12 protein-coding genes, 1 tRNA gene and 1 pseudogene are annotated in these 13,559 nt (G+C 43.6%); 3 read left to right on the top strand and 11 right to left on the bottom strand.

Annotation, left to right across the window (positions count from 1 at the left end; genetic code table 11):
* Window positions 1-90: 90 nt before the first annotated feature.
* The 9 genes and pseudogenes from HWQ23_RS27930 to HWQ23_RS27890 form a co-directional block, all read right to left on the bottom strand.
* The gene (locus HWQ23_RS27930; RefSeq protein WP_292835957.1) at window positions 91-1,146 is read right to left on the bottom strand and encodes a hypothetical protein; all 1,056 of its coding nucleotides are present in this window, start codon (window positions 1,144-1,146) and stop codon (window positions 91-93) included.
* Between the two features lies 1 nt (window position 1,147).
* Window positions 1,148-2,782: a restriction system-associated AAA family ATPase gene (locus tag HWQ23_RS27925; protein ID WP_292835954.1), complete on the bottom strand. Its 1,635-nt coding sequence runs from the start codon at window positions 2,780-2,782 to the stop codon at window positions 1,148-1,150.
* Window positions 2,779-4,218 (bottom strand): restriction endonuclease subunit S, encoded by a 1,440-nt coding sequence (locus HWQ23_RS27920; protein WP_365742970.1) that lies wholly within the window; start codon window positions 4,216-4,218, stop codon window positions 2,779-2,781. Before HWQ23_RS27920 ends, HWQ23_RS27925 begins: the two co-directional genes overlap by 4 nt.
* A gap of 110 nt (window positions 4,219-4,328) precedes the next feature.
* A complete protein-coding gene (locus tag HWQ23_RS27915) occupies window positions 4,329-5,771 on the bottom strand; it encodes a class I SAM-dependent DNA methyltransferase (RefSeq protein WP_292835949.1) in 1,443 nt (480 codons plus the stop codon).
* An 8-nt stretch (window positions 5,772-5,779) separates the two neighbouring features.
* On the bottom strand, window positions 5,780-5,941 hold the full coding sequence (locus HWQ23_RS27910) for a hypothetical protein (RefSeq protein WP_292835947.1): 162 nt from the start codon (window positions 5,939-5,941) through the stop codon (window positions 5,780-5,782).
* Window positions 5,942-6,044: 103 nt separating this feature from the next.
* Complete coding sequence (locus tag HWQ23_RS27905) at window positions 6,045-6,185, bottom strand: ribbon-helix-helix domain-containing protein (RefSeq protein ID WP_292836097.1); 141 nt, start codon at window positions 6,183-6,185, stop codon at window positions 6,045-6,047.
* A 109-nt stretch (window positions 6,186-6,294) separates the two neighbouring features.
* Window positions 6,295-6,367, bottom strand: a tRNA-Ala gene (locus tag HWQ23_RS27900).
* Window positions 6,368-6,432: 65 nt separating this feature from the next.
* The gene (locus tag HWQ23_RS27895) at window positions 6,433-7,161 is read right to left on the bottom strand and encodes an HAD family hydrolase (RefSeq protein WP_292835944.1); all 729 of its coding nucleotides are present in this window, start codon (window positions 7,159-7,161) and stop codon (window positions 6,433-6,435) included.
* Window positions 7,158-8,088: pseudogene (locus tag HWQ23_RS27890) on the bottom strand (class I SAM-dependent methyltransferase). Before HWQ23_RS27890 ends, HWQ23_RS27895 begins: the two are co-directional and overlap by 4 nt.
* 389 nt (window positions 8,089-8,477) lie before the next feature.
* Here HWQ23_RS27890 and HWQ23_RS27885 point away from each other — a divergent pair.
* The 3 genes from HWQ23_RS27885 to HWQ23_RS27875 all read left to right on the top strand — a co-directional run bounded on the left by HWQ23_RS27885 (window position 8,478) and on the right by HWQ23_RS27875 (window position 11,697).
* Window positions 8,478-9,659, top strand: coding sequence for an RtcB family protein (locus HWQ23_RS27885; RefSeq protein ID WP_292835941.1), 1,182 nt, complete (start codon window positions 8,478-8,480; stop codon window positions 9,657-9,659).
* A 222-nt stretch (window positions 9,660-9,881) separates the two neighbouring features.
* Window positions 9,882-10,778 (top strand): helix-turn-helix domain-containing protein, encoded by an 897-nt coding sequence (locus HWQ23_RS27880; RefSeq protein WP_292835938.1) that lies wholly within the window; start codon window positions 9,882-9,884, stop codon window positions 10,776-10,778.
* Window positions 10,779-10,884: 106 nt separating this feature from the next.
* Window positions 10,885-11,697 (top strand): class I SAM-dependent methyltransferase, encoded by an 813-nt coding sequence (locus HWQ23_RS27875; protein ID WP_292835935.1) that lies wholly within the window; start codon window positions 10,885-10,887, stop codon window positions 11,695-11,697.
* A gap of 8 nt (window positions 11,698-11,705) precedes the next feature.
* Here HWQ23_RS27875 and HWQ23_RS27870 read toward each other — a convergent pair whose 3' ends face one another.
* Both HWQ23_RS27870 and HWQ23_RS27865 read right to left on the bottom strand, forming a co-directional pair.
* Complete coding sequence (locus tag HWQ23_RS27870; RefSeq protein ID WP_292835933.1) at window positions 11,706-12,002, bottom strand: DUF4351 domain-containing protein; 297 nt, start codon at window positions 12,000-12,002, stop codon at window positions 11,706-11,708.
* A 189-nt stretch (window positions 12,003-12,191) separates the two neighbouring features.
* Window positions 12,192-13,493 (bottom strand): dihydrolipoamide acetyltransferase family protein, encoded by a 1,302-nt coding sequence (locus HWQ23_RS27865; protein ID WP_292835930.1) that lies wholly within the window; start codon window positions 13,491-13,493, stop codon window positions 12,192-12,194.
* Window positions 13,494-13,559: the final 66 nt, after the last annotated feature.

Below are 13,559 nucleotides of genomic sequence, written 5' to 3'. Positions count from 1 at the left end.
ATAGTCAAGAGCTTTAGTCATTTAAGATACATATATTAAGTAGTGCGGTAGGCAATCACACCAAAATTGATTGAGTTTATGGGGTTTGCCCTAAGTTAAATTACTCATGATAAAGAAAATGAGTCGTTGATCGCCCTGCTGACAATGCGTGTGCAGCATTCGGAATACAGATGCTTTTAAGAACGCGCGATCGCTAATGCCCATTTCCTCATAATAAGTTGCATAACGATTGATCGCTTCCACCAATTCTTGGTCAGAACTAGGCAGAATCTTGGCAGATTTACACCAACGTTTAAAATCATCCATCCAGCTTTTGAATTTCGGGTCTAACTCGTTTCTTTCATATCGTTCTCGAATGTGGAACACCTCATCCCAAGTAGTTATCTCTTCAGTGTTAGGTTGAAAGTCTATTTGCCATTTCGGTATTTGACCAGTTGGTGTAATTGTGCCAGCAAAAGGCTGACTGTTTTCTAGAGAGAGTCTGATTTCTGTACAGTTATATGGGTCAAACGACTTGCGACGAGTACCGTCTTTCTTAACGAGAATATCCTGAGCAAGCTTGTAAGAGTTACATTTATTACACATTGGAACCAGATTACGCAAGTTTGAACCTGCGAACGGGTATTTGCTTTCTGCTAGGTAATGATCCAATGCTTCACGGCGCGATCCTAATGCATCAAAAGGTTGACACCCGCAGAAGGGACATACGTGAGGAGTCTCATCATAAATCGCTTTGTAGTGCTTATCGCGGATTTCCAGCGTTGTGAGAAGTTCAAACCCAAATTCAAAAAGTTTTTTTACTGGCTCATGAATGGCTTCTGGAAAGTTACCGATGGCCTCACAGTTCAGATGGCAAGACAAGAGAAGTTCAATCTGATTTTGGTCATGGAGCGCTTGAAGAATTTGTTTCTGTTCTGCGGTGGTAAGCTTTTCCAGAGTTATCCTGTAAATATTCAACCTATCTTCCAGTCCTCGGCGTTTTTCCAGCCTTTTACGGTATCGCGCTGGAATAATATCAGGCCATGCTGGCAGGGGCAGCGGTGTTGCTGTCTCTAGACTGGCATGGATTGAACGTAAAATTTCGCACAAGCACTCGTGGAGCCAGTTATTCGCTGTCGCCGCTGAAACGGGATATCCAAAAAGCATTCTATACCCCATCCCTATTTGTTAATTGCCGCAATCGATCAGCAAGAAATGCTTTCTCGACAGAATCACCCAGTTGTTGCATCCCTACCCTGATATCTTCGGGATTCTCACTCTGCATCAGCTCTTTTATCTTGTCTAGAGGAACTTGTGACATAGGCGGACGGACGTTAAAACATTCCTCAATGATTGTGTCAAATGTAGTGCCAAATGTTTCAATATAGGGATTTTGGACTTGAATCTTTCCTTCTTCATCTTTGCTGAAAATAAAAACTTTGTCTCTATGCATATCTGAAGGTACAAAGGGCGAGTGTGTTGTCAGCAAGCACTCTTGTTCAGTAGCTTTTGAAGATTCTCTGCGATCGCCATTTTTCGTAGGCAAATCGAGTATTCGGGAAATGAAATTCACTCGCCATTGCGGATTGAAATGCGACTCAGGCTCATCAAGGAGGAAAAGTACATTAGGAGATGACAACATACAAAACGTTCCCAGAATCTGCCCAAGCTGATGCTCGCCATCGGAGAGCGATACATAGTCTACCTCTTTGCCAGTCCTTTGGGCAGTAAACACAACCCGTTCAAATCGGAAAACCTTATCTTCATCATGAGGCTCTACAAGACGTGAAGCAAACCTTATCGATTTAGTGGCTTTCCGAAACAGCACGCGCATATTCTTCGGAAGTACCAAGTCGTTTAACATTGCCAACTTGTGGAATGACGAGTACAAATCAAGCGTGCTGTTCCAAAATAAGCGAAATGCTTCTCTTGTCTGGTCATTGATCCAATAATCAAAGGTATACGTCTCTGTCGTTTCGTCATAGGTGTAGCAGGTAGCGCAGCGCTTGAACTGGTCGAGAGAGGTTTGGAGTTCCTTTGTAATCAGAACTTCTCTTTGCCTGTTATTAGATTTGCTCTTTTTCGGATTATTAGGGGCTGCACTGTGAGCAAGTTGGATAATGCAACGAAATGAGTGCAGATTTTGCAGTTTTGCATCCTGTAGTAGAAAATCCCGCTGGGAAGGCTCACCCAACAGGAGATTAGCCACAAGAACCTCAAGATTTGTTCCATAGTCAATCAGCATCAGCCGAGTATCTGGAACGGATTTTGGATCGGGTTTTAGATCATGTAATGCACTTTCGGTCACATCCTTTGCATACCCATTGCGACTTAAAAGGAATGGCACACTGAGGGTTTCATTATCCCCTGACGTGTAGCCAACAACTTTTCGAGGCAGCAGTGCGTGGGTCTTTGGAGCATCTAGTTTACACCCTATCCATTCGTAGGCATCTTCATCTCTCCGCTCGATTAAAAGACGATTTTTACCACTGGCTTTCTGTGAAATACGGACACGGACAGGTAGCTGCTCATCCTCTGGCTGAATGAGGTATTCAAGCTCGAATTGCAAGTCGGGATTACTTTCCTTACGTTCTTCATTGGGAATACACTTGTGGAACACAGAGTGAAAAATCTCTGCTAGCACTTGCAAAAACTGAGATTTGCCCGCGCCATTCGGTCCAATAAGACATAGAGGCTCAAACCCAGAATAGCCACTCAATGGACTTCGCAACCGTAAGTCAAGTCCATCAAGTAGCCCGCCGCAAGTTTTAGCAGAAATGATGTGAACCCTTAAAAGCTTCATTTGCCTGCCCGAACGAAATGCATCGCTTGCTCCTCTTGATCAAAGACCTGCTTAAGAATCGGCTCGGCTTCACTGAGGAGTGCAAACAGGATATCCTTTAATAAGTCATAATCACCAGTGAGGTTTTCACGCAGTTCATTGAATGAAAATTTGTCCTTGGGTAATTGCCAAATTGCTTCCTTCACAGATTCTTTAGTCATCTTGGTCATCGCTGGTTTTCTAGGAGTTATGGCTCTGTTAGCTTTGGCAGGTTGTGTTGCTCGTTCAGCCCTAATCCGCTCCAACAGCGCTGATGCCGGTTCATCGTTGGGGTCTTGAGGCACAAGTTTGCCGCGAAATGCTTTAGCCAACAATGTAGGTATCAGGCGATCGACCTGAGTGTGGGCGGCTTTATAATGGGTTTCGACACGATCAGCGTAGGCAAAGAGGTTTTCGGTGCGGCGAACGATCTCTGCTTGTTCTTCTATAGGTGGCAGTTCAAACTCAAATGCTGCGAGCTTCCTCGCATTGATATTTGACTGACTGATAGCATCAGACTTAACGTGCCAGCAGTAATCGCGCCCTGCCGGACTATTGAGGCAGTAGTTAAGATAGTCAGGAAGTAGATCGGCACTACAGCGAACACGAATAAGATAGCCTGCATAGATAGCAGGTCGTTCGCCTTTATAGACGGCTGTTTTGCCTACTAGTTCAGGACTATTGGTTCGATTAAATAGTACATCTCCAGTGAGCAATTGGTATTTCTCGATCTCGTTTATATCAGAAGTGAAGACCAGATCATTCCAATCTAGTTTGCCCTGTTGAATATTACCCATGCGTAATACGGGAACAGAACCTGCTGGCGATGACTTCGCGGATGATCCATAACTCAACGTTGATGCAACGTCTTCAAGAGAAACCCAACGTGCCATCTTGTTAGTGCTGTCTGGGTTCCGCCAATCTTCGGTGAGTTGCCCCGATGTTGCTGCGGTGAGGACGGCTTGGCGGAAACGTTTGAGGATAAGGGGGATGCGATCAAGGCGCGAACGACAGGCATCTACCCTTGCTACCAGTACGTCGAGCTTATCGGCAATGCGTTTTTGTTCATTGAGTGGAGCCAATATCAATGGAGCTTGTAGTGCAGCTTCAGTACCTAGTCGTGGCATGGTAATACCATGACTAACAAACTTTACATAATCGAGAAATGCAGGATGCTTGAGCCAATAAAACAGAAAACGACCATTGATGGCTTGATTCGGCTTGAGCGGTACGATTTCCGTAGAGCAGTAACCATCGCGGTCAGCCACAAGAACTTTGTTTAAGTACGGGCGAAGCTTGCCATAAAGCACATCGCCTAAAGTAAATCGATTCTTGGTGCTTTTTGACTGGCGATGAGCGAACGAAAGGCGCTGTAATAGCTTTGACGTATCCTTCTCAATGTCTTCAAGTTCAAGCACCCAAGCATTGGCAGGAATTTGGTTATCTTCGGTCTTGTCCGTCTTGCCATAGTCGATAACTTCGCCAAGAGGTAGCTGAAGCCAAGAGGTGGGAATTTCAAGGCTTTCACTCACACTTCAACCTCCTCACCCAACTCCTCTAAAATCCCCCGCAATTCTTCTAGTGCGGCTTCCAGTTCACTCATCGCTTCTTGTGCGAGCATTGTCGGTTCAGGTAATTCATCAGTCTTGTCTTCCCAGAAAATGTCTAGGCTGTCACCAATTTCTGCTATCCAGTCACGGGTAAATTTTCTGAAACGTCCTTGCTCACCAGTATCTACTCGCTTGGCAAGACTTACTGGGCTACCAAAGGGGTCATCCCCAAAGGCAACTTCAAACTCTGCAAAGTGTTCACGAGTGAGTTGGGTACGCTTGCCAAATTGCGATATATTAGCGCGCAGATCATATACCCAAACTTCTTGGGTATTACCTTTTTCCTTTTTGCCACGAGTGAAAAACAGCACGTTAGTCTTGATACCCTGCGCGTAGAAAATACCAGTAGGTAGGCGTAGGATGGTATGTAGATTGCACTTTTCCATCAAGTCAGTGCGGATCTGCTTACCTAAATTGCTGTCAAACAATACATTGTCCGGGAACACGGCAGCAGCACGACCACCAGGCTTGAGACCACGGTAGATGTGTTGCAAGAAGCAAAATTGTTTGTTGCTGGTAGGAAAAGTAAAGTCTTTGCGGTTAGGTAAGCCACCCCCTTTCTTAGAGCCAAAGGGTGGATTGGTTAGGATCAGCGTCGCTTTCGGCAAAGCTTCTCCCTCTGGGGAGAGCGTATCGCCGTAGTGAATACCCACCCCTTGCAGGTCAAATTCCAGTCCATGTAGCATCAGGTTCATTAACGCCAGACGGTGCGTATCCTGCACATGCTCCATACCGTAGAAGGTATTGCTACGGTATTTGCGTCGCTGTTTTTCTGTCCAGCTATCCGGGTCGCTGTTTTCGTGTATGTAGCGATTGGCGGCGATTAAAAAACCGCCTGTTCCTGCTGCGGGGTCTTGAATAATGTCCTCCAACGTAGGGCGCATAACATGCACCATACTATCGATCAGCGGACGGGGTGTAAAGTACTGACCAGCACCGGATTTCTTTTCATTGGCGTTCTTCTCCAGCAGCCCTTCATACACGTCGCCCAGACCTTCCTGCCTAGCACTGTACCAGTCAAGCTTGTCGATCTCAGTGACCAGTGTAGAAAGTGTATTGGGCTTTTTGATGGAGGAACTGGCATTGGCAAAAATTTCTTTAACGAGCGTGGAGCCGTGACTACCAAGGTGGATCAATAAACCTTTGTAGAACTCCAGGCGGTCGAGTGCTGCTTTGCTTTCCAGATCGTCCCAACGGTAACCATCAGGAAGCAGGTTTTCGGTGCGGGTTTCCTTTGCCATCTTCAGGAACAGCAGGTACGTCAGTTCAATGACGTATTGGTGATACGTCACGCCATCATCTTTGAGGATGTTACAGAGATTCCAAAGCTTGGCAACAATATCGTGGGTGATGTTAGTCATAAGCAATATCACTTTCCCTCAGCACTGGAATCTTCTTTTTGCAGCCAATCTCTAATCGCCTCCTCCCAAACCGCTGTTTGTGTCACTTCCAGACCTGCATAGGCGCTTTTAAAACCAATTTTTAGGTCTTTATGAACCCTCCCTGGAACCTCTGTAATTTCCTCTGGCATTACTATTTTGAACCAAAAGTTCGCGGCTTTCTATTGTTGCACAGGCTCTGAACAAAAATCCATTTGCTTGCGCCAAGGGTAAGTAACGATGGGATAACCGTGATTATTGTTGCCGTGGAGTCTGTTGCTTTTCTCGTTCTTCAACTGCCTTACTCATCATCTGCACAACAAGATTACTGATGGGACGGTCTTCTTCCTCAGCCCATCTCACCAAAGCCTCGTGGATATCTTTGGGGAAATATATGGAAGTTTGTAGGCGAGCGCTCTAGCTCATCAACATTACAAAGATTTCTTGCCAGTTCATCATACTCCCGTAACCTTGGAACAAGGCTCAATAATGTTTAACAGTCAGATGGAGAATAACGGATTTGAACCGATGGCCTCTGCGGTGCGATCGCAGCGCTCTACCAACTGAGCTAATTCCCCAAAATCTCTGCTAAGTCAAGAGTAATATTACTCATTAACTCAATACACTATCACCATAGAGTATTCTAACATTCAGTTACCGATTGCTGAGGCTGTTTTTGGGAATAAACCTTCTGTACGCGTTCGAGTTCCAAATCACTGAGATAATCAACAGTCCAGTTACAGCAACGCTGGAGCATGTGGAATGGGTAAGTATTCGCTACACCAACAACTTGCATTTGCGATCGCTTCGCCGCTTCGATACCTGCTGGAGTATCTTCAATTGCCAAACACTCGTATGGTTGAAGATTCAATTCGGGATATTCTTGATTCAGGCGTTTTACTGCCAATAGATAACCATCGGGTTGTGGTTTACTGGTGGTAATGTCATCACCGGCGACGATAATTTTAAAATGTTCGGCTAGTTTAGCGCGATGGAGTACCAATTCTATTTCTTGGCGAATAGCGCCACTAACTAATCCTAGCTTCAGATGACGCGATCGCACTTGAAATATTAAATCTTCTACACCTGGATATAAAGGCAGTTTCTCGATTTTCTCTAGTTCCACCACATAGGACTGGGCTTTGCGGTACAACAACTGAGTTAAATAGTTTTCGTCAGCTACTCTACCACGATTAGCGAGTAATTGCCCAAAACAAGCGCGATCGCTACGTCCCAAAGAAGCTTGACGCTCACTCACCCGTTGGGGTTGGAGATTTTCTTCAATGAGAATCTCATCTATCAGTTGTAGGTGGATTGGCTCATCGTTAATGATCACACCATTAAAATCAAAGAGAACTGCCTTTAAACTCATGCCCTTATGCCAAATGCTGGAGATCCAAGTCCCTCCAAATCATTATTATCTATTGATGTGGGAGTATACTGACGGATATTTTCGGTTGCTATTGGTTTAATGCCGCTAGTTACTTGATTGATCCACCATACATCGTGCGTAAGCGTAGCCCGTCGTAGACATCGCACAGCTTCAAATCCGGCTGCACCCATATTCGCGTCTACGCTACCAGCAGCATACTCACGAATATATGGCTCCTCAAAAACATCATTCAGCCATTCTAACTGACGCAGAGTCTTCTGATTCCCATCTAGAACTAATACTTGCCCTCCAGTTACCAACAACCGGAAGCTTTCCCGCAGAATTGCTAAGGAAACCGCGTCTGGTGTTTCGTGGAATAGCAAAGAAGCTGTCACTAAGTCAAATGTTGCGTCACTCAAACCAGTTTTTTCAGCATTCCCGTGTCGCCAGACTATATCTAAACCAGCATTTCTAGCTTTATCTTCCGCCCTTACCAGCATATAGGGTGATAAGTCCAAACCAATAACTTCCGCTTCTGGGAAAGCCTGTTTTAACATTAAAGTAGTGGAACCTGTGCCGCAGCCTAAGTCAAGTATGCGTCGTGGTTTTACCTTGACGGCATCAACTAAAGCCTGACGGACAATACTTTCAGTCGGTGGGAGAACGTATTGGATAATCGGATCGTAAGTAACTGCTGCACTAAAATTGAGATATCCGCCAGTAACACCGTGAAAGTTTTGACTGCTGTAGTATGACGGAATTATCACATCATCTCGTCGATAGCGATGTCTACGACGGGCTACGCCTACGCACTCGTTCTCCCAGTCAATACTCATCGGCGTAACGCTTCAAGCCGTCTTCATCAATCAAAAGACGTACTACAGGGGATAAAAAACGTTCCCAAATTGTATCTTGACGCACTGGCATGAGTATTGTATTTGAACTTGAGTGATTTTATTTACAAATTTTAATACATCTGGGAAACATCTGCTTTCTGGGAGCGATCGGCTTGACATTTGTAATTTATATTATTACAATTGTAGTATAGAGGTGGTACTCGCTAAAAGTAGTTATTTAGCTTTACGAAAATTGAGCGAACCAAATGCAAGACAATACAACATTTAAATTGCTACAACTAAGTAGGGTAAGGAAGTTCGTAGTAAGGACTTTAGTCCTTATATTCTAAGCACTAAAGTGCTTACTACAAACCCAAAAAATAGCTTGGAGAAGTACTAAATAATAGGTTATAAACCATACCGATAATTATCAGTATCATCTGCCCAATCTAAAATTTAAAATCCAAAATAGAAACAATTATGCCCTACGAAAAGTTAGAAATTACCACACCAGCACCCGTTTTATCTTGGGCAAATCACTCTTTGGGATCAGAAGAAACCAAGATGGCAAAGAATGTGGCATCATTACCATTTGTGTTTAAGCACGTGGCATTAATGCCAGATGTTCACTTAGGAAAAGGTGCCTTAGTTGGTTCTGTAATTGCGACCAAAGAGGCAATTATGCCGGCTGCTGTCGGCGTGGATATTGGTTGTGGTATGAGCGCTATCAAAACAGTATTTACCGCCGAACAACTAGAAGGTAAACTCAAGAAAATCCGCTTAGATATTGAAGCAGCAATTCCGACTGGATTCAACGAAAACAAAGACGTTGAAAAATCTGTTACCAACTGGCAACACTGGGATGATTTTAAAGACTTACATCGCGGTGTGCAAGACCTACAAAGTAAAGCAATGAAACAGATGGGTTCTCTCGGTGGAGGAAATCACTTTATTGAAGTGTGCCTCGATACAGAGAATCAAGTTTGGCTGATGCTGCATTCTGGTTCGCGTAACATCGGCAATAAACTCGCCCAGTGTCATATTCATACAGCCAGAGAATTAGCAAAAATGGCAGGTAATAAATTGCCTGACCCTGATTTGGCTCACTTTGTCGCTGGTACGCCAGAATTCAAGGCATATTGGCACGATTTACAATGGTCACAAAACTATGCGCGTGTCAACCGTGATGTGATGATGGCGCGTTTTAAGCACATAGTTGAAAAGCATTTGGTAGGCGGGAAGGCAACTAAACCTTTATTGCAGGTTAATTGTCATCACAATTACGCTGAAAAAGAAGTGCATTTTGATGAGGATGTATACGTTACTCGTAAAGGTGCAGTCCGCGCCCAGACTGAAGACTATGGGATTATTCCTGGTTCGATGGGGGCAAAGTCTTTCATCGTCAAAGGTAAAGGTAATGCCCAGAGTTTTTGTTCTTGTTCTCACGGTGCAGGGCGTTTGATGTCTAGAAATAAGGCAAAAAATGTCTACACACTGGATGATTTGATTGAGCAAACTCAAGGCGTAGAATGCCGTAAAGATGAGGGTGTGTTAGATGAAATTCCCGGTGCTTATAAGTCGATAGAACAAGTTATGAAAAATCAAGCTGATTTGGTTGAGGTTGTAGCAACGCTCAAGCAAGTTCTTTGTGTGAAAGGATAAATTTGTAGGGTGGGTAATGCCCGCCTTTTTTATTTTTTAAACCCAGAGGGACGCTGAGGTAAGCGCAGAGGTACGCTGAAGAAAGAATAAATGATTGTTTTAAGTGAATCGACTGAACAAATAGAGCCATCAGCTAGCGCTAGCGAAAATAAATTAATAGTGTAATTTTGTCACGCATTAGCTTACCATCTTTTTTGTAGTAGCTTACAAGTGAGTAGCAACATGAAATCTGAACAACTCTCAGCCATTCATGTGGCAAGCGGAAATCTTGTGCCGATGAGCAGCAAACCTCCTATTTTATCCAGCACTAATCACTGGAACGGGATTGTGCTTGAACAGCATTATTTACCCGCCTTTGAATGTCCAGAGCTTTGCTTACAGCAGCACAGCATTAATATTTGGCTTGGTAATTCATGTCAAATAGACTGGCGACTAGCGGGTGGAAGGTTACACAGTACGCAGATGAGGAGAGGTTGGGTAAATGTTACTCCAAAGGGGATTCCGACTGAAGCGCGTTGGCATGAGGAAATAAAATTTCTCTTAGTCTCTTTCGATTCGGGTCTCTTTAAGAGAGTAGCAGATGAGCTGAACGTTGGAAGCAATCGCACTATTGAAATTATCCCACAGCGCGGAGTCTGCGATCGCCAAATTCTTCATCTGGGAATGGCACTCAAAGCAGAGCTTGAAGCCGGATGTCCATCTGGTAAACTATATGGTGAATCAGTTGCGATCGCTCTAGCAGCCCATCTCCTCAAGACTTATTCTGGAACACGGCAACTAATTGCATTTGAGGTTAATCTTTCCAAGCGTCAATTACGGGAGGTAATTGATTATATTTATGACAACATAGCACTAGAATTAACGCTGGTAGAACTGGCTAGTCTAGTGAATATGAGTTCTTATTCATTCTGTCGTTGGTTTAAACGTTTAATGGGTCTTTCTCCACATCAATACGTTATTCAATGCCGGATTGAGCGAGCTAAATTTTTACTCGCTTATACTCAATTACCTATTATCGAAATTGCACTTCAAGTTGGCTGTTCTAGCCAAAGCAACTTTACTACCCTTTTTCGTAAGCATATAGGAATCACACCCAAAGCATATAGAGAAATGATATAACTTTTGGGATTTTGCAAGATTTAAATATTTTGAAAGCAACTTTTCAGAAGACAGAAGTTTCACTCATAATTTATTCTCATAATTGACCAGTGAAATCGAGAATATCATGCAAAATAGCCAATACGAACAACAGTATAAAAAAAAAGTAATTGATTTCTTCGATAGCAGAACTAGCTATGACAACGATTATACAATTCATCGCGCTCTGCCTCTACTAGATTTAGTTCAACTGCAAAAGGGACAAAAAGTATTGGATATGGCAACTGGCACAGGTATCATTGCCATTGCTGTTGCACAAATTGTTGGTTCTGAAGGGAAAGTAACTGGAGTAGATTTTTCTTCAGGAATGCTAGTTCAAGCACAACATAAAATTGAAGAATTAGGCTTACAAAATATCGAACTCATTGAAGCTGATGCTGAGTATATCGACTTCAATGATGAGAGTTTCGATGTAATTCTTTGCTCTATAGCAATAGTGTATTTCAAGGATATTCTTGCTGCTCTACGTAAATGGTATCGTTTTCTCAAACCAGGGGGAGTTGTAGGTTTTTCTTGTTGCTCTGAAGAATCTTGTGGAGCGCCACTCATCATCGAGATTTGTGACAAACATAATATTTTACTAACAAATATCAATGAGCCAACAGGTACTCCTGACAAGTGTCATCATCTGCTTGCAGAAGCTGGTTTTCAAAATATTGAAGTGAAGACCCAACAACTAGGTTTCTACCGCAATCTAGAGCAAGCTAGAGAATGGAATGGAGGATGGTTTCATCCCAGAGAAAATCCCTTGTTACAGGTTTCATCAGAGCAAATGGCAGAATTAAAAGCAGAGTATCGTCAAAAAATTGAAGTAGAGGCAACAGAGCAAGGAGCTTGGTACGAAAATCTGACTTTTTTTGTAACTGGTAGAAAGGTTTAGAGCAAACTCTAACTTTCTATTGTATTAAGCCAATTCATCAAATCAGCCTCACTGGCGAAATCTAGTAATACTTCACCCAAGTTTTCTAACTGAGCCAAGGACAACTCTTGCAACCAAGATTGTAACTGAGAATTAATTGAACCAAGCCGACGATTTAATAGACGTATCACTAGCCTTAGTTCTGATTGTCTTCCTTGTTCAATACCTTGTTCAATGCCTTGTTCAATGCCTTGTTCAATACCTCGTTGTCTACCTTCTTGGAGTCCTTCTTCAAGAATTTCTTGATAAATGCTAGATTCTCTCATATCTTCTCTCCTCAAAGTCGTATGTCACTTTGATATCACTTTGGACATAAATTCATGTAGAGACGTAATATCGCCACATAGTTTGTCCATAAAAAGTTAAGTGTAGGTATTGTTTGTTGTTAGCGCTACTCTACGAAAAACTACTGCTCGCTGATAGCGCTAACATTTAAATTTGGTGTCTTTTCAAAATTACATTGTCAAAGATTGAGGATTCGTCTCAATCAATTTCGCTAAATCTTGCAAGAACGCCGCAGCATGGGCACCGTAAATAATCCGGTGGTCAGAAGTAATATTGACTTGCATTTGTTGCCGCACACCAAATAAACCGTCGGGTGTTGCTACTACTTGCGGACGAGATGCCCCGATCGCTAAAATTGAACCTTGTCCAGGCGGTAAAATCGCATCAAATTTGTCTACACCAAACATCCCCAAATTAGACAGGGTAAAAGTACCACTGTTGTATTCTTGGGGCTGTAATTGTTTTGCCCTCGCACGTTCTACCAAAGACTTCCAAGTACGCGATAGAGAATAAATATCCACTGCGTCTGCATTTTGCAACACAGGTGTAATCAATCCGCCATCATCCATCGCTACTGCTACAGAAATGTTGATATCAGAATGATAAACAATACCCTGCTCTGAGTAACTAGCATTTAACAATGGGTGTTTTTGCAACGTTACCGCTACAGCTTTCGCCAGTAGCGCTGTCATTGTCACGCCTTTGGATTTAATTTGTTTATAAAGTTTGTCTAATCCATCGGTGGTAATTGTATAACCGACACGGAAGACGGGCACGGATATGGTAGCTACCATGTTCCGCACTACGGCATTTTGGAAGGTAGTTAGAGGCACGATTTGACCAGGAACAGCCGCTACTACTGGCGCGGGTGCTGGTGTCCGAGGTGCTGGGGGTGTAACTGGGGCACTGGTTGGTACAGGTGCTGGTGGGGCAACTGGGGCAGTGGCGGGTTGTTTGTCCTTATTAGACAATGCTTCTACATCTTCAGCGACAATGCGACCGTGGGGGCCACTGCCTTGGAGTGTAGTTAAATCAACTTTGAGTTCTTTGGCTAACTTGCGGGCACGGGGTGAAGCTACAAGCCTTCCTTCTTTGTGGTTAGACCCGTTTTGAGACGCTAAGGCAGGTGTTGCAGCTGAAGCTGTGGCGGGGACTAGTTCAGGGGAAGCAGTAGCACTAGCAGCCACACCGCCGGAATTGGCAAGAGATTTGGCAGTTTCAATTTCAGCTTCCGTTTCGGCGATGAAGGCGATCGCAGATCCTACTGGGGCAGTTTCACCAGCTTCAACTATGATATGTGCCAGAAATCCCTCATAAAAGGTTTCTACATCCATATCTGCCTTATCTGACTCTACAACCACCACTGTTTCGCCTTTTTCCACTTTGTCACCTGGCGATTTCACCCAGGAGACGATTTTGCCTTCGGTCATGGTAGAACTCAGCGCCGGCATAAATACTTCGTGAATGCTCATAGGGTGGTTTGGGAATCAATGGTTTATGGACTTTAACAGCTTTTATCAGATCGAATTGTATCTTGG

The sequence above is a fragment of the Nostoc sp. JL33 genome, assembly GCF_017114985.1.
GTDB lineage: Bacteria > Cyanobacteriota > Cyanobacteriia > Cyanobacteriales > Nostocaceae > Nostoc.
This window is presented reverse-complemented; position numbering and strand designations above follow the sequence as displayed.